At 57.8% G+C, this 23,639-nt stretch carries 16 protein-coding genes and 5 pseudogenes; 11 read left to right on the top strand and 10 right to left on the bottom strand.

Annotation, left to right across the window (positions count from 1 at the left end; translation table 11 throughout):
• Nucleotides 1-76 precede the first annotated feature (76 nt).
• A complete protein-coding gene (locus GWG65_RS33950; protein WP_148742484.1) occupies nt 77-583 on the top strand; it encodes a hypothetical protein in 507 nt (168 codons plus the stop codon).
• Nucleotides 584-609: 26 nt separating this feature from the next.
• Complete coding sequence (locus tag GWG65_RS33955) at nt 610-858, top strand: hypothetical protein (RefSeq protein WP_210250760.1); 249 nt, start codon at nt 610-612, stop codon at nt 856-858.
• A gap of 34 nt (nt 859-892) precedes the next feature.
• Here the strand turns inward: GWG65_RS33955 and GWG65_RS33960 are convergent, their stop codons facing one another.
• On the bottom strand, nt 893-1,264 hold the full coding sequence (locus GWG65_RS33960; RefSeq protein ID WP_210250761.1) for an SMEK domain-containing protein: 372 nt from the start codon (nt 1,262-1,264) through the stop codon (nt 893-895).
• A 361-nt stretch (nt 1,265-1,625) separates the two neighbouring features.
• Here GWG65_RS33960 and GWG65_RS33965 point away from each other — a divergent pair.
• Nucleotides 1,626-1,751, top strand: a pseudogene (locus GWG65_RS33965) (4-hydroxybenzoyl-CoA thioesterase); the annotation flags it as partial.
• A gap of 807 nt (nt 1,752-2,558) precedes the next feature.
• On the opposite strand, the gene GWG65_RS33970 reads toward GWG65_RS33965, so the two are convergent.
• Complete coding sequence (locus GWG65_RS33970) at nt 2,559-2,825, bottom strand: Arm DNA-binding domain-containing protein (protein WP_235940182.1); 267 nt, start codon at nt 2,823-2,825, stop codon at nt 2,559-2,561.
• A 39-nt stretch (nt 2,826-2,864) separates the two neighbouring features.
• Between GWG65_RS33970 and GWG65_RS33975 the strand changes: the two genes are divergently transcribed.
• A complete protein-coding gene (locus tag GWG65_RS33975; protein ID WP_235940184.1) occupies nt 2,865-5,594 on the top strand; it encodes a DUF5695 domain-containing protein in 2,730 nt (909 codons plus the stop codon).
• 51 nt (nt 5,595-5,645) lie between these two features.
• Nucleotides 5,646-5,780 (top strand): annotated as a pseudogene (locus GWG65_RS33980) (transposase); the annotation flags it as partial.
• Between the two features lie 1,348 nt (nt 5,781-7,128).
• Here the strand turns inward: GWG65_RS33980 and GWG65_RS33985 are convergent.
• Together GWG65_RS33985 and GWG65_RS33990 are read right to left on the bottom strand one after the other, a co-directional pair.
• A complete protein-coding gene (locus GWG65_RS33985) occupies nt 7,129-8,778 on the bottom strand; it encodes a recombinase family protein (RefSeq protein ID WP_275199828.1) in 1,650 nt (549 codons plus the stop codon).
• A gap of 171 nt (nt 8,779-8,949) precedes the next feature.
• Nucleotides 8,950-9,285 (bottom strand): hypothetical protein, encoded by a 336-nt coding sequence (locus tag GWG65_RS33990; RefSeq protein ID WP_148742487.1) that lies wholly within the window; start codon nt 9,283-9,285, stop codon nt 8,950-8,952.
• 242 nt (nt 9,286-9,527) lie between these two features.
• Here GWG65_RS33990 and GWG65_RS33995 point away from each other — a divergent pair.
• Nucleotides 9,528-9,739: pseudogene (locus tag GWG65_RS33995) on the top strand (CopG family transcriptional regulator); the annotation flags it as partial.
• A gap of 624 nt (nt 9,740-10,363) precedes the next feature.
• On the opposite strand, the gene speD reads toward GWG65_RS33995, so the two are convergent.
• The 3 genes and pseudogenes from speD to GWG65_RS34010 all read right to left on the bottom strand — a co-directional run bounded on the left by speD (nt 10,364) and on the right by GWG65_RS34010 (nt 11,852).
• On the bottom strand, nt 10,364-10,741 hold the full coding sequence (gene speD / locus GWG65_RS34000) for an adenosylmethionine decarboxylase (protein ID WP_148742488.1): 378 nt from the start codon (nt 10,739-10,741) through the stop codon (nt 10,364-10,366).
• A gap of 50 nt (nt 10,742-10,791) precedes the next feature.
• A pseudogene (locus GWG65_RS34005) lies at nt 10,792-11,362 on the bottom strand (transposase); the annotation flags it as partial.
• A gap of 13 nt (nt 11,363-11,375) precedes the next feature.
• Nucleotides 11,376-11,852, bottom strand: a complete 477-nt coding sequence (locus GWG65_RS34010; protein WP_235940186.1) for a hypothetical protein — start codon at nt 11,850-11,852, stop codon at nt 11,376-11,378.
• Nucleotides 11,853-13,169: 1,317 nt separating this feature from the next.
• Here GWG65_RS34010 and GWG65_RS34015 point away from each other — a divergent pair.
• On the top strand, nt 13,170-19,634 hold the full coding sequence (locus GWG65_RS34015) for a non-ribosomal peptide synthetase (protein ID WP_148742489.1): 6,465 nt from the start codon (nt 13,170-13,172) through the stop codon (nt 19,632-19,634).
• Between the two features lie 39 nt (nt 19,635-19,673).
• The gene (locus tag GWG65_RS34020; protein ID WP_148742490.1) at nt 19,674-21,053 is read left to right on the top strand and encodes an MATE family efflux transporter; all 1,380 of its coding nucleotides are present in this window, start codon (nt 19,674-19,676) and stop codon (nt 21,051-21,053) included.
• A 371-nt stretch (nt 21,054-21,424) separates the two neighbouring features.
• On the opposite strand, the gene GWG65_RS34025 is transcribed toward GWG65_RS34020, so the two are convergent.
• On the bottom strand, nt 21,425-21,706 hold the full coding sequence (locus GWG65_RS34025; protein WP_342760692.1) for a hypothetical protein: 282 nt from the start codon (nt 21,704-21,706) through the stop codon (nt 21,425-21,427).
• Entirely contained in the window at nt 21,631-21,858 is a 228-nt protein-coding gene (locus GWG65_RS40525; protein WP_342760693.1) for a transposase, read from the bottom strand. The genes GWG65_RS34025 and GWG65_RS40525 overlap by 76 nt, the downstream gene beginning before the upstream one ends.
• 264 nt (nt 21,859-22,122) lie before the next feature.
• Here GWG65_RS40525 and GWG65_RS34030 point away from each other — a divergent pair, with 264 nt between their 5' ends.
• Entirely contained in the window at nt 22,123-22,344 is a 222-nt protein-coding gene (locus GWG65_RS34030) for a type II toxin-antitoxin system RelE/ParE family toxin (RefSeq protein WP_342760696.1), read from the top strand.
• A 158-nt stretch (nt 22,345-22,502) separates the two neighbouring features.
• Nucleotides 22,503-23,228: a hypothetical protein gene (locus GWG65_RS40530; protein WP_342760697.1), complete on the top strand. Its 726-nt coding sequence runs from the start codon at nt 22,503-22,505 to the stop codon at nt 23,226-23,228.
• Here the strand turns inward: GWG65_RS40530 and GWG65_RS40535 are convergent.
• Nucleotides 23,179-23,303 (bottom strand): annotated as a pseudogene (locus GWG65_RS40535) (nucleotidyl transferase AbiEii/AbiGii toxin family protein); the annotation flags it as partial. The gene GWG65_RS40530 and the pseudogene GWG65_RS40535 overlap by 50 nt on opposite strands.
• An 87-nt stretch (nt 23,304-23,390) precedes the next feature.
• Between GWG65_RS40535 and GWG65_RS34045 the strand changes: the two are divergent.
• Nucleotides 23,391-23,519 carry a hypothetical protein gene (locus GWG65_RS34045; RefSeq protein ID WP_275199829.1) on the top strand — a complete coding sequence of 43 codons (129 nt, stop codon included), beginning with the start codon at nt 23,391-23,393 and terminating at the stop codon, nt 23,517-23,519.
• Nucleotides 23,520-23,639 lie beyond the last annotated feature (120 nt).

The following is a 23,639-nucleotide window of genomic DNA, read 5'->3' on the forward strand; positions in this document are numbered from 1 at the left end:
GCAGGGCTGGCACAAGCCGCCCGCTGCCCTCGGACTTAAAGCGCTGCCTGCCACGGGACAGGTCGAAAAATGCTACATGAAGGAGCTGGGATCCTGCGTTGCACCCATCTCGGCCGAACACATCATTTCGGATTCCGTCTGTCGCGTATTGATGGGTGACGGTGAGTTTTCGATCTCGGGCGTTCCGTGGCTGGAGGCGGGCGAAACGAAGATCATGGCGCCACCTCAGGCAAAATGCCTTTGTACCAAGCACAACAGCGTACTGAGCCCGCTCGATGCCTCCGCCCATTACTTCTTTGTGTCGCTCAAATCGTATTTCGACCATGATGCCGGTTCACGACACGCCATTCTATCCGGGCATGACCTCGAACGCTGGGTTTTGAGAACCGCCAAAGCAGCAGCCGTGTCCCGGAACCTGGCACGCGGAAGACAACGACTGTCGGGTGCGTTCTCGCGGGATGAGGCAATTCTCGACATGCTTGACGACCACCCGGCATTGGCCGGAAGGGGCAGGGCTCTACTGCACCATGAACACGGGCGACATCGCGGAAAACATACCGCGCTTTCAGTTCCAGCCCGCTGACAGATGACCGTGACGAAATCAAAGCCTTGGCGATTAACATCATGGGCTTTCGCTTCGAGTTGCTGCTCGAAGCGCCTGATCTGAGCAAGCATCCATCCTTGATCGGTGCAAGATATCGACCGAGCCGAATCCTGATCTCGTATCCAACATCAACAAATTGGGTGACACTGAGCTGGGAGGACGGCAAAAAACATGAGGAATTGACCGTCCGATGGCTTCAACGGCGCCGCGAGCCGCAGACCCGACACTTGGCCGAGAAGGTCGCCGAGAGATGATGTGCTTCTTGCAATTCGTCGGTCAAAAGCTCATTCACGACGCTTGGCTATAGGATGACTGCTTCCCCGCGAGCATGAGGATGAAGAGCTCGTCGAACGTGTTGTAATACGCCCGGTCCATGAACTGCCGGACCGTGAACTTCACCTTCTCGAGCGTCGTCGACGACGTCACCTGGAACGCCACTCGGTCGTGGTCGTCGCCGAGATCAATACCGGGAAAGTTCTTCTGCTTCCGATTCGGATTGGTAAGGTGCGCGAGGTTGTAGACTGATTTCAGGATGGGGATGAAGGCGTCCTCCAGCGCCAGGTTGATGTCAGTCCGCCCCTGGGAGGTCGCAAGCTCAACCTGAAAGATGATTCGGCTGACCACGTCCCGGAGCTCGTTCTCAACCTCGAGCTGCCTCATTCGCGCACCCCATCTGCAAACGGCCGTCTTTAGTGATGGGAACGCAGGGGGAACATTTCAGGGGCCACGGGCCAGCCATCCCGTCGACAAGTTCTCTTCGCTGGCAGTATTCCCCCTCAGACGCGGCCCTTGTGCACGAACGTGCGGAATTGGTCGAACTATGCTGCCAGCCTCTGTATCCGGTTCTCTATCAATTTCAGGAACGCGCCAAACCCGAGCGGCGACATCGTCCTGGGAATAGGTGCGACGGCGCGCGGCAACGAACGCGGTGCGTTTGGAGATAGGCACGATCGGTTCGTTGCCACCGCTGAGGCTACGATTGATCATGAATCCTGAGCACACAAGCGACGCTGACGGTACCCTACTGCAAGAATGCAGGCGCAGAGACGATCTTTTGGTAACAGCCCGGGTACGCGTGGCATTTATCTCGGGTAGAAAGGCGCAGCGCGTTCCCAAGTCCCTGCGGCTCGCTATAAAGGGGCATAGGCAATATAACTCTCGTCACGCTGCAGCTTTCCAGCGCCCCAATGGAATCAATCGGTTAGTCTCCTGCTGCTGCGATATCGTCAAATCAGAGTTCCCCGCGCTTTCATACGACGCGGCATTCTGCTTTGTCCCATAGCGACCGGGCCTACTCCACGGCCCCACCATCCAAGTGCTTTCAGTCAGGCGGAAGATGAAGAACCGCTGATTGGCCATCAGGTCCTTATGGATTTGACCCGTGCGCTCCGTAGCCGTCGCAGTCTGAGCGCGGCCTCTGATCTATTAGGCCCGCAGAACGATAAACGTCGAGGTCAGCCGTCCGGAAGAGTTATCGAAACAGCAAGAGCTGCACCGATAGGTCCAGTTCTTCGTTCAAGAAAATAGCGCACCTGTTCGTCTCGGGAAGTGTCGAATTGCTCTCCGACCTGGCATGTGAGCAAGAGATCGGCCGCCCAAGTTTCCAACCGCCAATGCCGCTTGCGCTCTTCACTTCGGCGACTGGCTGCGCAGTGAAGGCGCTGAAGCAGGTGGCATAGACGAGGCACGGATAGATCGCTTCCTCACCGGTCACCTGCCTAATTAGCGCTGAGAACCGGATTCGCAGCAATGTCGAGGCTCTCCCGCATTGCCCACTTGAGCATTGAGGATAGGGCTGTACGGGCAGCGGGCTGCTGGGACCGCTCCATGAGCTGATGCGAGGTCAGCGATACGAGCCGAGATATGGCGGCGGGTGATCTGGAAAACTGAGACGGGATGCAGGGGTCTCCAACTGGCCAACAAATAGCGTTCTATTTCCGAATTGGTCGGGGCTTCAGCCTTTGTTTGGGGTTCCGGAGATATTGATCCGCGATTGCCGGAGTGGGTCGGCCGCCTGCAGGCGCGCCTTGGCTTTCTCGTCGACCGGGTCTTTGCCATTGGCAACCAGGCCCAAAAGCCGCTTGGCCTCCTTGCGTGCAAGCTCTGGTGTCCAAGGGGCGCCGTGAGGACCGATGGTGACGAAGCGCTGCCGACCGAACACTCGGTACTTGAGAACGTATGTCGCTTTTGTCGCGTTGACGTTTACGGCGGGAAACAGCACGCCTTGATCATCCGCATGGGGCAATACCGGATACGGTTGATGACGAAGACCAAAGGCATGTCTAAAGTCTGGACGTATATGCGTCGTACGATGCTGTTGGGCAGTAGCTTCTTGGGTAGCGCGTTGTTCGGGGGCGTTACGCTGCCTACACCCAATCGGCCGCAGCGCAAGGTTGCCATGGTGTTGAAGGCGGCCGACTCTTCCTTCGTCGTTGGGTGCACACAAGACGGCATTACCTCGTTGCGTTATCGTAACGATACGTATGACACGGATTATATCCTGCCTGGAGCCGTGCTGGGGAGGGCTCACGCTAGAGTTCGGCGTGCCGGATCCGAGTGGCATACGCTTCGAACCGGCGTTGATGCAACGAAGCCGATGCATAGCGCGGCCCTTGAACTAGCAGCCCGCGATGCCGGCGTCCTTCTCACGACCCGCCTCGCAGTCGACGAGGCTGGATTGACGTGGGAGATCCTGCTGCGGAACGACGGCATGGCGAGCGTGGAGGTTGGCGACCTCTATTTGCCTATGCCGATGAACACCGAATTTCCGGCAGGGCAACCGGTGTCGGTGGCTGTTTTGAAGCACAGCTTCGTCTCGGGGCATGGATCGCACATCTTCTGGATTCGCGGCAACAGCGCCGGTCCCTTCCTCATGCTCTTACCGGAAGCGGACACGTCACTGGAATATTGGAATGTCCACAAGGATTCGGCCGAAGCCAGTGGGACGTGGTGCGCCTACATCTTGGGCGGGGCGGCCGCCGGCGACGCAGTGGCGGGCGGGACTCGCTGGCGACAGCCGACCCATTTCCTGTCCCTGTCGCCGGCCGAGGAACGGCGTTACCGTCTCCGCTTCCAGTGGGTTGCCGATTATGAGGCGGCGCGCAGGGCTATCGCGGACGCCGGTCTGGTGGACGTGGAGGTAATGCCGGGCATGACGGTTCCCAACGACCTGCATGTCGACATCGCGCTCGCGTCCTCCATTCCGGTGGAGCGAATCGAAGCGGAATTTACCGGCGACACGATGGCGCAACGGTTGCCGGATCGGGCTGGCAGGCGACTATGGCGGGTCCGGTTTTCGCGATTGGGCGAGAACCGGCTGACCCTGCACCAGCCGGGTGCGCGCCAGACCTTTCTTGAATTCTTCGCTACCGAACCCGTCGAGACGATGATGAAGAAGCGCGCAGCCTTCATCGTGAAGCGGCAGCATCGTGACCCGTCCAAATGGTACGACGGTTTGTTCGGCGAGTGGAACATGGAGACGCAGGTCCTGCTTGGCCCGGACAATTACGACCGGATCAAGGGCGGGCGCATCTACGAGGTGACGTGCGACGATCCCGGGCTGAGCAAGCCCGCTTACCTCGCGACCAAGAATGCCGAGCATCCTGATGCGGCGGAAGTGGCGGCGCTGGACCGGTATATCGATACGTTCGTCTGGGGCGGGCTGCAACGTACCACACAGGAGGCACACCCCTACGGCCTCTACGGCATACCCGATTGGAAGCAGAACCGGGAAAGCAGCAATCCCGGCCCAAAGGGCCGCCTGCATATCTGGCGGCCTTATGACTATCCGCACATCTTCGCGATGTATTTGGCCATGCACCGCATCGCGCGTGACCATCCCGCGATACCCACCCGCCAGAGCGCACGAGATTATTTGGTACGCGCCTACGGTACGGCGCTGGCCATGTTCACGGTGCCGATGCGCGTGATGATGTGGTCTGCCTACCGCACCGGCTTCTACAACGAATGTGTGATCCCCGAACTTCTTTCGGCGCTCACGACGGCGGGCTTGATGCGCGAGGCGGCGACGCTGGAGGCGCACTGGGCGCGTAAGGTGCGCGCCTTCGTCGATCCGAAGGCGGACCTGTTCGGGTCGGAATATCCGTTCGATTCCACAGGCTTCGAATCAACGCAGGCACTGGCGCGCTCGGCCCTTGACGACCCTGTCGCCATGGGGGTTTCGAAGGCGGCAGCCCGTGCCTTCGCGGAGCGTCAGATCGCTGCAAACCTGTTCTGCCGTGGCTGGCTGGAACCTGCTTATTACTACCTGGGCAGCGATTATCGCGGGACTGCGGGCGACGCCTATACGCTGACCTACATGGCGCAGATGGGCGGCTGGGCGCTGCTTGATCATGCGCTGAACGATGCAGACGACCCGCATCCGCTCCTTCGTCTGGGCTATGCGTCACAACTCAGCGCGTGGGCCTTGCTGAACAGCGGCCCTGCGTCGGCCGGTCATGGCTATTGGTATCCGGGCGAGGAGAATGACGGCGCGGCCGGTGGCGGCTTCGAGCCGGCGCCGAGCGGGACCACATGGCTCGGTCAGCCGCATCACCGTGGAACGTGGTATTACTCGTGCGAGATCGACCTGGGATTTTGTGGGGCGGTCCGCGCTGCTGCGACGATCGTTGCCGACGATCCCATCTTTGGGCAGGTTTGTCAGGGTGGCATCGTGGAGACGTTCGCTCACACCCTGCGTATCTGGCCACGTGATGGCGTGCGGCGACGGCTCAACGTGCGGCTCCAGTCTCTCCGATTGGACCTGGTGCTGCTTGACGCCCGATTCCGGGCGGATGGACCGATCATTCTGAATTTGGGGGAGGGGTGGATCAGCCTTACGCCTGAGCCCTTTGCCCCATCTGCATCGGGAGTGACGTTCGAATTGCGGTACGATGACGGGAGGAAGCGCAAGGAAGTCGTCGACATCACGGACAGCCAGATTGTCGTCCGCTTGCCTGCGGCGCGCTTACCGCGGGTTCAGGTTCGCTAGTGTTGCCGATTATCGGGTGCGATCGGCACTTATGGCCTGCTGTTCCACGCGGCTTCCGAGGCGATGACGATCATCGCCGCAAATCCCGGGCATCTCGGCGCACGTATCCGCGTCACCGCGGTGCTGCATACCTCGGGTTCGGCGATGACCCACCATCCGCACATCCACATGATCGTGCCGGGTGGGCATCGGCGGCAAATTCAATAATCGTTGAAATATGGAAAAAGTGAATGCCGTGGCCGCGCTGGCCGCGCTCTCCCGGGAGAATCGCCTCTAGCGCGACGACGGCAAGCGAATAGAGGCCCGTCTCACCGTTGGCAGAGGCCGAAAAGCCAAAGAGGTGAATCTGGAGCCTTTGCGCCGAGGGCATAGGATATCTCCTTGCCGGGCGCATGAGATCACCCGGCGGTTTTACGCCCTAGGGCGATCTCTGGTTACGCAGTCATTCTACCGCTGCTATGGGCGATTAGTCCGCCCCTCAGGAATCGTATGTAACTCCAAATAGCCCGGACTCACGGCTCTGTTTGCGAACTACTCGAACTCGCATGGGTGAAGGCCTACGGAGAAAGCTCACGCGCCTGGCAATGAACTCGACGACAGATAGCGGAAGCAGCACCGCCGCGACGACCATCACTGCAAAATCGCATTGGCCGGTGCGACCTGCCCCGCGTGGCATAGCGTGTCAGCCGCGTTCGCTACGGCCAGCCCTTTAGGCAACTGGAAACTGGGATTCAGGCAATACAGCTTTCACCATGGTCATCGAAGCGCGGCAAGGGCCAGGCGTTCCGTCTGAATCATCCGGTGCCGATTCCCGCTTGACCGCCAAGATCATGGTTCGCCTGGTTTCGAGAACCGACCGGGTAGCTTTTTCCAGCTCGGCGGATTGGAGGATGGTCGTGCCAACCCAGGAGTTGGTTAAGAGGGCGCCCGGGAACGTGGCAGTGATAGCGACGCCGGCAAAATTTCATTGACGGCGGGCTACTTTGCCGAGTGCCCCCGGCGAGGAGCTCCGCATCCTTCTGCGCGAGGGATCGAAGCCGGATGGCGTGCGCCGTTGTGGCGTGGAGAAGAAGGGAGTGTTCGAAAGAATGGAGCCTGCTGGTTATGGCTCTTACTTGCCCGGCTTACTGGTGTCGGAAACGACTGAGACTCCGAAAGGAGAACGGGAGCAGAGCATGCCGGGAAACGCCTCGAAGTCGGGCGCCGGAGGCCGGTGGAGAGCACAGAGTAAGGTGTGACGGTTTTTGGAGAAAAGCGTCATGCCTAAAAGGGCGGCGCTGTTCAGGTAGGGCGTATACTCTACGTCCGCGATGAGTACCGAACACCACGTCTGCAGTTCGATCAATGAAGAATTTTCAGATCAGGAGAAACCGATTCGTGCAGTTGGGAGGGTGTGGGCTGAACGTGTAGCGGGGCAAGATGCTCGGCGAAGTGTCGCTCCTGGAGGATGGAACGCCACAGGAGGGGTGCGCCTGAGATCTGGACGAGGCTTCCGAAAGAACTATGCCAGACTACGTCGTGGACTTCCGTATCTTCATTCTATCAGCGCCGCGCGCAAGCGTTCTTGGTTTGGGCTGCTTGGCTCTCGATCGCTTGGCCCGGGGGCGCCGGGGGAAGAACAGTCTCTTCCAATTACTCGCATGGTGATCGCCCGTGCCAAAGTGTCAGGGGTTTCGAAGCGAGCTATTCCACGGCGAATGCGAGCCCTCTCAGAAAACGACATGGTTCGTTTTACTTTCCCGTCGGTCGACAGTAGCACGTAATCGAGCACCGACCTGTTATGCTCAGACAACCTGGTAGCGGCAATCCAGCCGTGAGGCAGGCGTGCCTCACGCTTGATGGACCAGTACGGCGCGCGGTTTTGTCTTCCGCACCAGAGCGCCACTCGAATTGAGATGTTGATGGATCCATTCACGCGCAAGTAAGCCGTGCCGTCGCAAGAGGCAGTGCGGCCACCGGCCTTCCTGATAGCCATGGCAATTTGCAAGCCGAGCTTGGCATTTTGCTCGGCCCACTGCGGGCGCGAGTCAAGAAACTCATAACTTCGCTTGGGAGTGTAGCCGATCAGCCGATACACGTTCCTCAGACTGCCAAAGTGATTTTGATAGGTCGACGTGCAGGGGAGGCCAATAGTGCCGTCTACGATAGCGGAGGTAATGTGTCCTTCCTTGAGGAGCGTTCGGCGCAGACGCGAAAGCATCTCCTCGTCAGTGAGGTCGACACGTCGCTCCTCAATGATCCTGTTAACCTTCAGGAAAGCGTCACGTTCGATGATCGGCTCGATACATCCCTCGCTGGTAATCCAAACCTCGGGCGGATTGTCGGTGTAAGTCTGGCGCAACTTACGGGATCGCCGGTTAAAGGTGAGGTTCCCAACGTAATTCTCGTTTCTCAGGACTCTGTTAACTGCGGCGCGCGTCCATCGTATCCCAGTGCTCGTCGGTACGTCCTTCCGGTTCAGCTCCCCAGCGATCACGGCTTCGGACCTTACCTCCAGGAACCGCTGAAAGACCAACCTCACTACGGCGACTTCCTCGGGAATGCCGGGCCGTACTCGGATGTGATCGCTGGTGAGATACTTCCGATCGCCCTTCTTCAGCACGCCTCGCGACTGCTGCCTCGCATCGATAAGCTCGCGCAACAGGGCGTAACCAGGGCGTCCTCCGAGCTTGAAGCCAAGTCGCGCGAGGCGGCACTGCCCAGCGTGAACTTTGGCCGAAAGCTCACGACTGTATTCCGCAGCCATTACTCGCTTGATGTTTTTGATCATGCTGGAGATCATGCTGCCATCATTGTCAAATTGCTCGGCACAATACGCAACTTTGATGCCTGCCTTCTTACAGACAAACTCGTAATGCGCGCTCTCATCGATATCCTGAAAGCGGCCCCACCGGCTTACGTCATAAACCAGGACGTGAGCAAAATCGGCTTCTCCGGTTTGGACATCCTCGATAAGCTGCATGAGACCGGCCCTGTTCTTGATCAGCAGACCGCTCTCACCTTCATCGCAATAGGTGCGAACGATCGTCAAATTATGGGCGTGGGCGTATGCCGCAATCACCGCAGCTTGGTTTTGTATCGAGTATTGCTGCCGAACTGTCGACATACGGAGATATTGTGCCGCTCGGATCGCAAGCTGCGATTTCAGTTGATGAGGGTGGTAGGCGACGGGTAGGTTGGCCATCGATCGAACTCCGATGCTATACGGGAGTGACAAATCAAGCCGTGTAGGAGCGGCCCCTCATGTCGGCTGACTTGACGTCCCGAGTGCCACGCAAGGCACAGGAGAGCGACTATTGGTACTAAATTTGGACGGCTCGATCAGCGGCGGCCACCACCATATGCAGGTCCGGGTCTATTTTGAAGATACGGACTTAGTGGTTTTATCGCACTTGGCCAGATAGTCACGGACCGCATCGACACGATAGAGCGGCCGGCCATCGACGTAGCGCCATTTCAGCGGGTGGGTTGGATCGCGCCGCCACTGCTCCAGCGCTCCGGGCGTGCGCCGAATGACAGCGGCCGCCTCCAATGGCGTCAAATTCGAGCTGCCTGGCAGCGTATCGATGTCGAATGTCGCGGGCGGCGGGATGCCGCGGTTCTTGCGAGGGCGCTTCGTGGCGCGAGGCATTTTCCGACCACTAGGCGAAGCTAATGCTTCGATTGGAGTCTTTTCGTCCTTACCGCTCATACCTCCGCCCCGCACCATGATCCGACTGAGACAATAAGATCGTACTTCGGCAACAAAGAAGCCGGTATGGCTGCTGGGTAGCTGTGGCGTACAAATAGGACGAACCGTTCGAATGGCCGCGGCGCGCCAGGAACAGGCTTTCAGTCCGACCTTCAGCCTCACAACCTGAAGGTCATGTCAAAAATCGTATTCCCGCAACCGCCGATGCTTGCGATAGCAAGCCATCCAGAGCCCAGGCCTCCGATATTGGGATCTCGGTCGAGACCTTGGCCTTGTTCGTTCGCCCTGGCTGACGACGACACCACCACTCCCCGAGCCGGCTGCAAAGGCGGCGAGGGCGCAGGCGGCCGTGCGCTACGACAATTTCGTCGCGGCACTAGGGCGACGGCTCAGCCAAGTGCCGAAGCTGCGACAGGAGATCCCGGACGATATTCAGGAGGCCGAGCCGACGTGAGGGTAGGGCTTAAGAGTCTGATGATCGCTCACCGCGTGGACGAAAATCCAGCCGCGGCGGAGATTCAAGACCGTGCATCGCAAGCAGTTCCTGAGCAAGAACCGACAGCGCACAGCCGATCTCTTCAACGCACGGGGATGCATCGTTCTCAACATCGGCTGGAGAGAATGCAAGGACAGGAATCCCAGAGACGATCATTGTCCGGGCTCGAACTCGGGTGTGAAGATCCTCGGGCAGCGTGCGATTGGGGCATGGCACTCAGCTGCCAGCCACCGGTAATCACCCTTCACGCATGCAAGGAGCGGATCATCCGCTTGCTCGGTTGCGAGGAAAAGGTCGTCACCGAATCGCTCAAGAAACCGTCGCGCGACCCGAATATTCGCAATCACAGTGTCGGTATCGTCGTGGCCTGCGGCAATTGCTTCCGAAATATGCTCGGTGGACTGCCACATCGCAGGCGGACACTAGCGGACATTCAACGGCGCAGGTAGGCATGTCGCCCTCCTGGCCGAGTATGTGGATATCGCGCGTTGCCTTTGTCCAAACGGGCCAGGCGTGGAAACAAGATGGCCACTCGCCGGGGTACCATGCATGGAAAACTCGAAACAGGCCTGTAAAGCAGCACTACGTGACACCTCTCCGGAAGCTGCGAACGTCAGACCGTTCGGGCTGAAAGGCCTCAACTAGAACTGGCACGGCGCTCGCAGGATCGCCTTCGCCACATACGAAAACATCAGCGGCCGCGTAGGACCTCTCAGGCCAAGTATGCAAGGTAATGTGCGATTCAGCCAACAATGCGATTGCGGAGACGCCGTGACCCGGACAAAACTTATGAACATGAAGGTGGAGTAATGTCGCACTCGCCGCACGGATGGCTTTTCGAATTGCGTCTTCCGCAATGGCCGGATCGTCGAGATTCTTCGCTCCCCATAGTTCGATGAGTATATGCGTCGCACCGGTGGACAGAGCCGGTGGGGCTTCCTTCTCGTTATCAATAGTCATTAAGAAATCTCCATTGAATTATCGGCCCAATAAGCTGAGCTAATCGGGATTTAGGTGACGACGTGATCAGGCGCTTGGTTTGCCGGCACTTGGATGATCTCAATGCTGCCGTTGAATCCGACAATTGCGACGACCTGCGGCAATTGTGCCTTTGAGCCGCCGCCAGATCCTTGATGCGGCGATCACCAGCTTGAACACCATCGGCCTGGCGGTGTTGGCGACAAGGAGCCCTTTCGTCCGCACGGTCCCGTATCGCCCGGTGGCGAACACGCGCTCGATGGGATTTGTGGTGCGCAAGTGATCCCCAACGTTCGGCCAAGAAAATCGTAGAAGGCCAGCGGTGCTTCGCGATCCTTGACCAGGCATTCGACCGCCCGGCCGTACTTGGCGCAATACTTCTCGCCGAAGACGTCGGTCGCCGCTTCGGCGGACGCTCGGTTCGCGCCCGCTAGACCTCGCGCAAATCCTTCATGGTGGCCTGCACCGAGAGTCGGACCTTGTCCGGGACGTTCACGGTCTTGTGCACCCAGCATCATGGTGGCGTGTGCCGGGAAAGACCTCGTCGAGCACCTTGTAGAAGTCGAGCGCGCCGTCGCCGACATTGGCCAAACTCCTTGCTAATGGTCACGGCGCCTCAATTGTTTTGCCAAGCCACGCCTCTCTTGAAGTAGGCGAGCGTGTGGCCCTGCGCGCCAAAGGCGTAACCGAGGCGACCGGCTCCGCGGACAAAGTCGCTTGGACTCGCCTTGCAGTTTGCGCTCAGTACTATGCCGGAGGCGGCGAGGCGGGTATTTGTACCGTTGGACACAGCACTGCTGGCCTCGAGTTTGAGGCCAAACACCCAGCTATTCTTCTGCCAGTTGTAGTCGATCTGGCCGCCTGCCAGGAACACAGGAGTATCGACGCCGCCGCCATAGACTGACGGACCGCAGGGATTACTGAAGGATTTTTGGCCGTAACCACCGCCGGCGTGCCCGCCAATATATCCTCCGGACCAGATCCACAGAGCCGGTGGCAGTTGTACTGCTGGCTCAAGGTCCGCCGAATTGGCTGCACCGCTTGCGACCAGCGTAATCGTTGTCGCTCCCCAAAAACGAACTCCAGATCGCATCAAATACTCCGCGGCGCTTTCCCGATCCACAACCGAGCGCCTTCGAGCTGGCATCGGTGATGGCACCGCGAATGAAGCAAGCAGCGTGCCGCTTGGAAATTGAGGGGGCTCCAATTGCTTCGTACCGGGTGCATGCGTCAAGTTGTGGACAATGGTCTTAAAGCTGACATCGCGGCTGTAGCGTCCGACAGTATGCTGCGCAGCAGGAATTGTTGGCCTGGACAGATTTTCGATCTATCGAGGCACATGCGAAACGGTGAAACGCAACGGATATTGCCGGCGAGCGAAGCCGGCCATAGCGCTGGACCCGTCTACCCCACACAGGGATCGCACCGGCTACGCTGCGGTTATCGAAATCCGGCTCGTGGGAAAAATCGTGACGAGCGATCAGTCACGCAACGCGGCACGCGCAGGAAAGGCTCATCATCAGCGTCTTCCAGCTTACCACGAATACCCGCGCGATAATAACAGTCCGGCTCCGGCTTCGCCGTAGTGCTAAGCGGCTTTGTCGCAACATTATTCGTATCGGTTCTGCTGTAGGCGCCGAGACGGAAGCTTCTTTGACGCGTGAAGAGAAGTTGCCGAGCATGCATCTCGTGAAGGCTAAGCGAAGGCGCTACCCGCAATTTCAATTCCGGTTCGGAAAGCCGTATCGGAACGCCCTTTGGCGTAGACTGGACGTCGCCTGCGCGTCCACAGCAAACGTTTCTGAGCGCGTTTTCGTGTGCACCAAGGCGGACCACTGCGAACATCAGCAGACCAAGGACTTCGCGGCGGATGGTTCTGTACGCTCACGGCTCGTTACGCTGCCCATAGCTATCTCGTTATAGCCACGAACGTCAAAATGTATGAGCGCTCAACGACTGTCCTTCAGCGGCTATGCAAACAACGCCGGCCTCGTGTAAAACGGTAACACACCTCTGTGTTGGTTCTTGCACAATCGATGTCATCGCTTGGGCGCCGCAGGCGACCTGCAGCCCGCCGGGCGCCAAGTTCGCTTTCATGAGGAGAGCACAAATGCAAGAGACCACAAGCCGGAACGAGTCTCTGGGCGCGTTGGTTGCGGGTGCCATGCAGACTATCGCGTGTCTACTACAAGATCCGGTAGATGCCAACGCCGACTTGAGGCCCTAGCGTCCGGTCGTGCTCCCGATCATCAAGGGAATCGAAGTGAACGCAAAGGACGAGAAGCTAAGAACGGGCAAAACGGCACAATATGACTGGCAGAACCAGGGCGGCTACGCAATGCACACCTCGATCAGGATCCTCTGTGTTCTGATTTGAGGGCCGCAGAAGGCGACGAATGGCGGGACGCGTATGCCTACGGAAAATCGATCAGGCAAAAATCAGCTTGTGGAACGTCAGCCGATCGACGCGATCACGGCGATCGATCGCCTTGCAAGATCGGATCCGGAGAGGGTTGCGCTGAGGTGCGGCGCAGACGAACTCACCTATAAGGCGCTGCGATTAAGATCAGATGCCCTCGCAAGGACGTTACGAGAGCAGGGCGCTCAGGGCGCGGTGGTCGGCTATTGGGGTGAGCGAGACCTCGACTGGGCGACGGCGATAGTCGCAATTCTTAAGGCTGGATCAACGTACCTTCCGCTCGACCCATCGTTACCGGCTTCGCGTACATCATTCATGATCGAGCAGAGTCGCTGCGCTCTGATTATTGGCCCAGACCAGCTGGATTCGCTCAGCCTATTCCAGGCGACCAGCAAAGGCACCACGCAATTCATGGCGATAGAGGCGGCGCTGCGCGAGGGCCAGACATCGTCTGTTGTGCCATCATCGAGCGAGGATGGACTCGCCTACATTCTGTTTACGTCTGGTTCAACGGGCCAGCCTAAGGGCGCAATGATCGAGCGCGCAGCCCTAAACAATCATTTGGTGGCAAAGATTGATGCCCTAACCCTCACTCGAACCGATTGCATCGCGCAGACGGCGTCGCACTGCTTTGACATCTCGCTGTGGCAGCTTCTGGCAGGGCTTTGCGTCGGAGGCTGTATCACGATCATTGACGATGCGACACTGAAATCGCCGGTATCGCTTCTCAAAGCGATTCAGGGACACGGCGTGACGGTAGTTCAACTCGTTCCGTCGATGCTTGCAGTATTTGTTGAATATTTGCAGCCGCTTGCGGCGGCTGATCGAGCTCTGGACGGTTTGCGGATTATTTCGACGGTCGGAGAACCTTTGACACCCGCACTGGCGCGCGCGTGGCTTGCCTTATATCCGCGGGTCCCCATTCTCAACCACTACGGGCCGACCGAGTGCGCGGACGGCGTCACGCATCATCTGGTTTCCGCACCGCCTGCGCTGGCTGACGCTTATGTGCCGATCGGCAAGCCGATTTCTAATCTTGAGGTTTATATCGCCGACGGGCCGCGGCTGTGCAAGGCGGGAGAGGTCGGCGAAATCTGCGTTAGCGGCGTTGGCGTCGCTGCTGGTTACGTCAATGACGACGTCCGCACCAAGGATGCTTTTGGGCCAAACTCGTTCTCAAACGTTCCGTCCTTCCAGCGCCTATACAGGACAGGCGATCTCGGGCGCGTTCGTTCCGATGGTCTTTTGGAATGTCTCGGTCGACGGGACCGTCAGGTCAAAATCCGCGGGCATAGAATTGAGCTAGGAGAAATCGAGGCTCGTCTCTCCGCTCATCATTCGGTGCGTGGCGCCGTCGCGGTCGCCTCCGTCCGCGCAGGCGTAAAGCTTATGGCGAGAGACATAACCAGGGCCGAGGGGGAAAGCGGGACGAGACGACTCATCTCGTATGTGTCCGCTCCAGCTGAGGTAACGGAAGGCGAGCTTCAGAACTTCCTTGCTGAAGCGCTGCCCATCTACATGCTCCCAGAAAGAATCATCCACATCGACGGTATTCCGCTGACCAGTAATGGAAAGGTCGATTTTGGAGCATTGCCGGACCCGACCAGTGTTCGCCCTCCATTGCCGACGCCATTTGAGGAGCCGCAAACAGACCTCGAAGCCCAGCTGTGTCAAATTTGGTCCGGTGTTCTGCGTATTGAGAACATTGGCGTGAACGACCAGTTCATAAGTCTCGGCGGAGACTCGCTCCGGGCAATGCTCATATTGGGCCAGTTGCAGACCCAGCTCGGAGTGAGAACGGATTTCAGGCTGGTCCTGAATGGAACGATCCGATCTCTTGCGGCTTCGATCTCGGCGCGAGCCGAATCTACACCGTGCATAGCACCGGCTTGCGGAAAGCTTACACGATCGCCTCTGACGCGAGTTCAAGAGCACCTGTGGTTTCTTTCGCAGCTCGATCCATCTGCCAGGAACTACATCATTCAGGGCGGCCTGCGAATGCGGGGCATCATCGATCTGGCCGCGTTCAATCGCGCCTGGACCGATGTCGTTCATTCCCATCAGGCACTTTCGGCACGCTTTATCGACGAGGACGGTCCGGTTCAGCTTTTTGATGCTCCGCACCGCGCAAGTCTTGAATTGACCGATGCATCTCATCTCACGGCGCAGGAAGCTGAGGAGCTGATCGCAGAGTTACGGCGAACCGAGCTGAACGGCAGCTTTGATCTCAGCCAAGGCCAGCTGTTTCGCGCGCGCATGATCAGTTTTGGACCTGACAACCATCTCATACTGATCACCGCTCACGAAATTATCATCGATGCCTGGTCGATCTCTGTTCTGCTCAGGGACCTTCGACAAAGGTACGTAGATGCCGCGGCGTTTTTACCAGAGAACCGCGCGTCACTCTCGACCTACGCAGTCTGGGAAACACAACACGCTACTCCAGAGGCGCTGGCCAACCAATGTAGCTATTGGCGTCGTCAGATTGGTGATGATCCGCCGGTGCTTTCGCTTGGAACGGGACGAGCGCGGCCGCAGACAAATTCCTACCGCGGCGCCTCGCATGCGGTGGCGCTTGGCAGCGAGCTCTCCAATCAGGTACGGGAGTTTGCGCGCCGACATAGGTGCACCACGTCGACAACACTCCTCGCATGCTTCAAGCTGCTGCTGCGGATGTATAGCGGTCAGGACGAAATTATCGTTGGCATACCGCATGTCGTACGAGATCAACCTGGCAGCGCCGAAATTGTTGGCTTTTTCTTGAATATGCTGCCAATCCGCACCGCGGTCGAGGTCGACCAGTCCTTTGCGGTTCATGCCTTGCGCATCCAGGGCCTGGTCAGCGATGCCATCGCAAATTCGGCATATCCGTTCGGCTGGATGGTAAGGGATACCAGGCTACATCGCGAAGCGGGACGATCACCGATCTTCCAAGTTATGTTCAACATGTACTCCGAGGCCGCGGAGCCACTTGGCCAACATGAGTTGGATCTGACATTCCGCGAATACGAGACCGGCTACGTAAAATTCGATCTGACATTGTACGCACAAGATCAGGGCGATGAAATTGCCCTCCAGCTTGCGTACGCGGAAGACCTATTTTCCAGCGATCTGATTATCCGCATGGCCGACAATCTGCGCCGTCTGATTGCAGCCTGCATTGAGAAGCCGCTTACGCCCATTCAAGATCTGAGCTGCCTCAGCGAGTCAGACGTCACTATGCTGGACGCGCTAGAGGGTTCGGCGCAATCATATGAGACCGAATGTCCGCTTGTCGAAGCGTTCGAGCAAATCAGCGTCTCTAATCGCAGCCAGGTGGCATATTTTGGTGATTTCGGTGAGATCACATTCGGCCACCTGCGTGAGCGCGTAACAGCTATCAGGTCGTTACTGCGGGCTTCTGACGTGGGGGCTGGCGATATGGTCGCCATGCTGGTCGACCGATCGCCTGACGTTGCCGCTGTTATCCTTGCGGCACGAGCGTTGCAGTCCATTGTTGTTCCTATATCGCCGGATTATCCGCGTGATCGGATCGAACATATCCTGCGAGATAGTCAGGCAAAGCTTTTGGTTCACGCAAATACCTCTGACTTTGGGTTTGACATGCCGTCGATTTGTCTGTTGACCCTAGAAGGGTACGGCGCGCCCGCGCAGGAGTTTGGGTGCAGCGACAAACCATCAGATCAGGGAATTGCGAGCCTTATATACACGTCGTCCTCAACCGGGAAGGCGAAGGGGGTTCTTATACCGGAATCGGCAATTCTCAATCGACTGAACTGGATGTGGCGATGCTTTCCCTTCGATAGTACGGACGTGATGGTTGTCCAGAAGTCCGCATCAATTGTTGCGTCCGCTTGGGAGTACTTTGGAGGCCTTCTGAGAGGCGTGCCCGCGCTGATCCTGACCCAAGAGCAGTTGCTGGATCCAGATCTGTTGTTGTGCACGTTGGCGAGACATCGCGTGACACACTTGTTTGCCTCGCCGCCACTCCTGTCCGGCCTCATTGCTTCCCAAGAACGGCACTCGCGACCGACCGCCTTGCGGTTGGTCACAAGCAGCGCCGAACCGATGCCTTCCTCGCTCCCTGTTCGCTGGCGTGAGTATTTCCCCGACGTGCCGTTGTGGAACTTCTATGGTGCTACGGAATGTGCATCCAATGCGGCAGTCTACGAAACATCGGATGCCTGCGACGGCTCGTCGCACGTCCCCGTTGGACGCCCAATCGATAACGTCAAACTCTACGTGCTCGATGCCCAGTTGAAGAGAGTCCCCGTCGGAGCCGCCGGCGAACTCTGCATCGCGGGACGCTGCGTGAGCGCTGGGTACTGGCGGGATCAAGATCGGACCAACCGCTGTTTCGTGCCGAATCCGTATGACGGCGGGCAATACAGCGTTCTTTATCGAAGTGGCGATATCGCGCGCATCTCAACAAGCGGCCTTCTCGAGATTTGCGGCCGATCGGACAACCAGATTAAAGTACGGGGCTTTCGCATCGAGCTGGAGGAGGTCGAAGCGGCCATTGAGTCTCATCCGGCAATCGCAAAGGCCGCGGTCGTCGCAGAAGACATCGATGACCATCGTCGCTTGACGGCCAGCATGGTTCCGGCTCGCGACGGTCTAAGCTCTGCAGATATTGTCACCCACTTGCGCCACACATTGCCGTCCTACATGATTCCCGCCGCCTTCCGGTTGGTTGACAGTATCCCCCTTACGGCGAGCGGAAAGATAGATCGTGCTTGCCAGTCGTCCGTTCCTTACCGCGAGGTCGAGCCTGTTCCATCTGCTGAGCTCCGCACGAGGAAGGAGCGTATTCTCGCTGGGATCTGGCAGGATCTATTAGGCGCCAAGTGGGTCGGGCTCGATCAAAGCTTCTTTGATATCGGCGGCGACTCTCTTCTGAGCGTGCGCTGCGTCACGCTGGCGCGCAAAGCCGGGCTGAATCTCACTGTCGACCAACTCTATCGAACACCGACCATCAGGGAATTGGCGGCAGACGGAGCGGCAGTTACAATCGATACCTTCCCTTCCGCGGATGGCTCATTGCCAGTTCCCCCCGCAATCTCATCTTGGAACCGTCTTGTCGGCTTCGATGAGCATTTCAACATCGGCGATCTGTTCTTCTTGCCCGGCGGCGTCCTGAATATCCGAATGCTGGAGCGCGCCCTTGCCCATGTCATGGATAGGCACGAAGGCCTCAGACTCCGTATTGCCCGAACCGACGATGGTCTACGTCTGACAATCGGGCCTTCCGTGGCCGAACGCCTCGTGGAGGAGATCGATCTTGTCGGAATGACCGACCTACAGCAGCGTAAGGCAATCGAGAGTATCTCAGCAAGACGTCAACACATGTTTCGGTTTGACGGCCAGACGCCTCTTGTTAACGTCACGGTGTTCCGCACATCGGAAAGCGGCGATTACTATCTGCTGGTCCTGATGCATCATTTTGTAGCGGACGGGATAGGCTATCGACTGTTCCTGGAAGCATTGGATGCGGCGTACGCCCTGGCCTCAGGCCACGCCGTGAGTGGTCCCGAGAACATACAAATGCTCTCTGCATGGTTGAAGCGCCTTGAGCACTACGCGAACAGCGAAGCGCCAGCCGAACTCAACTACTGGGAGAGGATTGACTACAATCAGCTCAATTTGCACGTCAGCGCCACCTCATCGGGCGGCGCGAGCTTTTCGAAAATGACCGCGAGAGAGCTTCACTATGCACGCCTTGAAGGTCGCATGGATGAAGCGAATTGCCGATCCCTTTGGGAAGATCAGGGCAAGTACCATCTTGAGATCGACGAAGAAGCGACAGCTGATCTCCTCAATATTTCAGCCAGATTGGCGCATTGTCAGGACTTTGATGTGTTTCTTGCCGCCATTTCTGGCGCCTTTGGACGCGTTTTCGGCAACTATTCGCTCTGGATTGATAGCCTTACCTCGACCCGAGGTCGGCTGTTTGACGATCTCGATCCATCTCAGATCATCGGCCATATCAGCGAGCTCGTTCCGATTCCCTTGAGTCTCACCGGAACGGAACCCCGTCCCGATCGTGCTCGTTCAATATACCGCCAGCGCAATGCCCTGCCGCGCAGAGGAATAGGCCTTCGGGCCATGAAATTCCTAAACCGAGATCCAGCCGTGCGGAGCCGGATCGATCGCCTGCCCTTACCCAGAATTGGATTGAATTATCGAGCGGGTTTGCAGCGCCATTTTCCACGCCGTCTCCTAGCCAAGGAACCTTCTCCACTTTGGATCGGCGAAGACATGGATGAAGGGGCCGTGATTCACCTCTTCTGGTTCGATGTCGGATATCAAGCCGGCCATCTACAGATCGAAACGAGGTATGATCCAACACAGGTCGGTTATGAGGTGACCCGTAATCTTTGTATGGTGTTGCAACAGGAGCTGTTGCAGACGATCAGCGAATTCGGAAGAGCTGGGGACACCGTCATCCATGAATGAGCCGGATGCGATTTCGCCATCGAGAGCGATCGCGATGTGATGCCAAAGAAGAAGCAGCACATCGATCTATCGGATCCCAATCTCTCGAGCCTTATCCTGCGGCTCGCCATTCCGTCTGTTGTTGGCTTATCGATCCACGCGTTACAGCAGGTCGTCAACGCGATCTTTGTTGGCGCACTTGGCGCGCAGGCGATCGCAGCTGTCAGCATGACCTTGCCGATTGTGGTCCTGCTCGCGGCAGTCGGACAGGGGATCGGTGTTGGAACAGCGTCGTTCATATCTCGTCATCTTGGCGCTGGTGAGTACCTGGAGGCGAGTCGAGGCGCGAGTACTGCACTCGCGCTCGCCGCCCCGATCGGTATCATAGTTACCGTCGCTCTGCTTCTAAACCTGCGAGGGATCTTCGTAACGCTCGGGGCAAGTCCAACCATCATGCCCGTGGCGCTCGACTACGCGGCGACGCTTTTGTTCGGGTACACCCTGATGCTTCTAAACATTGTCAACGGCTTCATCGTCAGAGCCGAAGGCAACACACGATTCAGCATGTGGACGATGATTACCGCCTTCGTACTGAACGCTGTGCTTGATCCCGTCTTCATATTCTTACTTGACCTTGGCGTGCGAGGCGCAGCCCTCGCAACGCTGGTATCTCAGATCGCTGCTGTTGGACTCTATATCGCGTATTTTACGAAGCTTGGCGGGACAGTTCTCGTCCGGATATCTCACATCTCGTTGCGAGCAGATCGCATCAGGCAGCTCGCGTTGGTAGGCGCGCCGGCGACAATGACGAGTATCTTATCTGCTATTGCCGTTATGCTCTTGTACGGAGCTGCTGCGCCGTTCGGCGACGATTCCATCGCGGCCGTGGGAATAGCTGTGCGAATCTTGACGATGGGCGCACTACCTATCACCGGCTTCTGCATAGGCTCTCAAGCTGTCCTGGGTTTCGGTTGGGGCGCACGCGACTTTGCTCGTGTATTGAAGGCTGCGAGGTTCATGCTCTCCATGACTGTCGCTCTTTCCGTTGCGTATTCTGTGGCCGTTGTGATTTTTGCGCGGCCTTTGGTCAGGCTGTTCAGCGATAGCGATAAGGTCACGGAAATTGCCGTCTCGACATGCATCGTCTTCCATCTCTTTTTTGGACTGTTTGGTGTTGAGAGTTTCGTGGCGACGATGCTTCAGTCGTTCGGCAGAGCACGCCTCAGTGCGGTTGTGTCCTGGGCAAGGCAGGGCTATCTCTTCATACCGGCCGTACTGTTATTCCCGGTCATATCGGGTTTCAACGGACTGTTGGCCAGTCAAGCAATCGCTGAGCTGGGCGCCGGAATGATCGCGCTGTTTGTCATGTTCCACCAGTTCGCTGAGCTCAGACGAGCGCTCCGGCATCCTACTTCAAGAGCGATCGGGATCGCGGGTTGACCTGACAAGGGACATCATCGGAGCTCAGAGCATTAGGCCTACATAGCCGGGGAGGTGTTGCGCTCCAAGAAAATTGTTATTCGGCCTGCAATATTGGCTCTGACTCATATGTGGAACGGCCCGGGCTACAACATCTTTCTCTGGTTGAACAGGGGATGACGGTGCGGTCATATGTTCGGCCTGTAAACGCGGCGCCCGGCCGCTCGCCACGATGATATCCGCGGAAGCAATCGCCCAATCAATTTCTCGCGCGCGAAGCGCAGTGACTCAGACGGTCTGATCGCTACCGGGAATGTTGTCGTTCGGGGTTCATCCAGATTTGCACCTTGCCTCCTCGGCAGCTTTCTTCTTCCGCCGGAGAGCTCTTAAGATTAGGTTTTCAGCACTGCAGCCGGCGCCTGATAGATGCCGCCTGCTGACCAGCAAGGCCCAGATGGTGCCGCAATCTTATTGGCGAGCGCCACCGCTACGACCTTGACCGGCCGTCTTTGCAGCATGGTCCGTATCCAGAGCAGGACTTTCAAGCCTCGCTTAGCAAGCTTGATGATTGAGGTCGCACCAACGATCAAGAGCGTCCTTAGTTGCCGATTTCCACGCTTTGATATCGCCCTTTCCCGCCGCTCGACTGTGCCCTCGGTGTTAACCCCGTCCAAGCCGCAAAATCTCGTCCAGTCGCAAAACCGCGAGCATCCACGACCGATGTCCGAACGGTAGCGGCGATGAGGGGACCGACACCCGGAATGCTCATCAGGCGCCCGGCATCGGGGTGGTGGGTCTTTCTCGATACGTATCGAACGTTGTGCATTGCGCCGACCCCAGAAGTTCGTGAACTTTTCGAGAGATTACGAACATTTCCACTAGTTCAAGAGTGGGCCAGCGGCTTAATCGGATCAGCCTGTAGATCTGTTCTAGGGCCTTGATCTGAGTGGCGTATTTTTGCTTGTGTCGTACCTATCATTCTTGGTACCCGCTGCCTTTTATCAGCTAGCCTCCGGACGTGAGCCGGTTCGCGAGTGGCTGAAGCTTCTGCCGGAGACAGACCGCAAGATTGTCGGTGAAGACATCAAGGATGTGGAGTTTTCCTGGCCGATCGGCATGCCGGCTTTGCGGGGCCTTAGGAAAAGGTCTGTGGGAGGTCCGCAGCGAGCTTGAGGGCAATCGTATCGCGCGGGTACTGTTTTGTGTTCACGAAGGCCGGATGGTTTTGCTGCACGCTTCTATAAAGAAGACGCAGAAGATACCCCAAGCTGAACTTGACTTGGCACAAAAGCGCCGAAAGGAGATCACATGAAAAAGAAAGGTCGCATCGGATCATCCATTGACGATTTTCTGAAGGAAGAGAATATCTATGAAGAGGTGACGGCACGTGCCATCAAGCGCGTCATTGCGCGTCAGCTTGATGCCCTCATGCAGGACGAGGGGCTAACCAAATCCGCTCTCGCCGAACGCATGCAGACCAGCCGTGCGCAGCTCGACCGGCTCCTGGATCCCAACAATGAATCCGTGACGCTCGCAACCCTGACGCGCCGCGCAGGCCGTGGGCCGCCATCTGAGGATGGAATTGGATTAGGCCCACCATTCGCTTGGAGTGGGGCGACGATTTCACTCGATATGGCTATTTCAACGTTCGCTGAAAGTGTTTATCTCAGTGAAAATTCCGCAAACGCCCAGTCCAGAGAGTTGCGCAGCTCGCTCAGATTTGTACCGTACCCAAGATCAACCTATCGCACTATTAATTTGGTTCGGCCAAGCTACCGACGAGTATCTCGCGTAACGGGCATCGACCTCTTCTTGCAGGAGGCGCACGCGCCGCGATCGGCAAACCATTGTCAGGCAGGTGTGCAAACTGGCGGGCGAGAGAAGCTGAGCTTCTTCGATCATGTCGAAGACATGCAGCACGCCGCGAACCTCGATACCGATCTCGATTCCAAGCTCCCGCATATCGCGCGCTCCCGCGAGTATGGTGTGACCGCCGTCGGCGGCAAGCGCCAGCGCATAGGCATCGTGAACAGAAAGGCTCGGACATTCACCTTGACGCCCGGAATTCCCTTGCCAATGGCGACAGCCATTCTTTTCATGCCCGCATCGATCGCGGCCAGCGATTCCGGCCGGCCGGTGACGGGTTCAGGTCGATATCGACTGACAAACGCGGCATATCGCGCACGAATAGATTGATCGCAGTCCCGCCTTTGGAGCAAAATCCTTTACCGCCGCAACGAATGGCAAGGTCTCGATCAGCAGCGCAACCAGAGCTGGTCCCGGTTATCTGAACAGATTCACCGGGTTGATAAGTGGAGCGTCTGCCGGGGTTAGGCCGCCAAGCGGAATGACGGCTGGTTGAAGATATCGACCGATCGAGTGGCGCGCCTCGCTGGCGTGCTCGCCAGCAACGCCATCGCCATCAGCATGGACGACAACCGGTGCCGAATTTATGGTGATGAAGGCTATCTGGCCGGTTGCCTTTAGGCACCCTACAAGGGTTAGCAGGCGGCTAACTCATCAAGCTTAGGTATCCTAGCGGCCTCGTCGCAAAATGCGGGGACATGCCAGACGAAGGAGATCGCAGATTGCCGACTTTACCGACGT

This window comes from Bradyrhizobium sp. CSA207 (genome assembly GCF_029051685.1).
Classification (GTDB): domain Bacteria; phylum Pseudomonadota; class Alphaproteobacteria; order Rhizobiales; family Xanthobacteraceae; genus Bradyrhizobium.

Coding starts and splice junctions, on each gene's coding strand:
- GWG65_RS33950 (WP_148742484.1), top strand. CDS start 77: ATGAAGGAGCTGGGATCCTGCGTTGCACCCATCTCGGCCGAACACATC.
- GWG65_RS33960 (WP_210250761.1), bottom strand. CDS start 1,264: ATGAGGCAGCTCGAGGTTGAGAACGAGCTCCGGGACGTGGTCAGCCGA.
- GWG65_RS33975 (WP_235940184.1), top strand. CDS start 2,865: ATGACGAAGACCAAAGGCATGTCTAAAGTCTGGACGTATATGCGTCGT.
- GWG65_RS33985 (WP_275199828.1), bottom strand. CDS start 8,778: ATGGCCAACCTACCCGTCGCCTACCACCCTCATCAACTGAAATCGCAG.
- GWG65_RS33990 (WP_148742487.1), bottom strand. CDS start 9,285: ATGAGCGGTAAGGACGAAAAGACTCCAATCGAAGCATTAGCTTCGCCT.
- speD (WP_148742488.1), bottom strand. CDS start 10,741: ATGACTATTGATAACGAGAAGGAAGCCCCACCGGCTCTGTCCACCGGT.
- GWG65_RS34010 (WP_235940186.1), bottom strand. CDS start 11,852: ATGCGATCTGGAGTTCGTTTTTGGGGAGCGACAACGATTACGCTGGTC.
- GWG65_RS34015 (WP_148742489.1), top strand. CDS start 13,170: ATGCCTACGGAAAATCGATCAGGCAAAAATCAGCTTGTGGAACGTCAG.
- GWG65_RS34020 (WP_148742490.1), top strand. CDS start 19,674: ATGCCAAAGAAGAAGCAGCACATCGATCTATCGGATCCCAATCTCTCG.
- GWG65_RS40525 (WP_342760693.1), bottom strand. CDS start 21,858: ATGCACAACGTTCGATACGTATCGAGAAAGACCCACCACCCCGATGCC.
- GWG65_RS34030 (WP_342760696.1), top strand. CDS start 22,123: ATGTGGAGTTTTCCTGGCCGATCGGCATGCCGGCTTTGCGGGGCCTTA.
- GWG65_RS40530 (WP_342760697.1), top strand. CDS start 22,503: ATGCAGACCAGCCGTGCGCAGCTCGACCGGCTCCTGGATCCCAACAAT.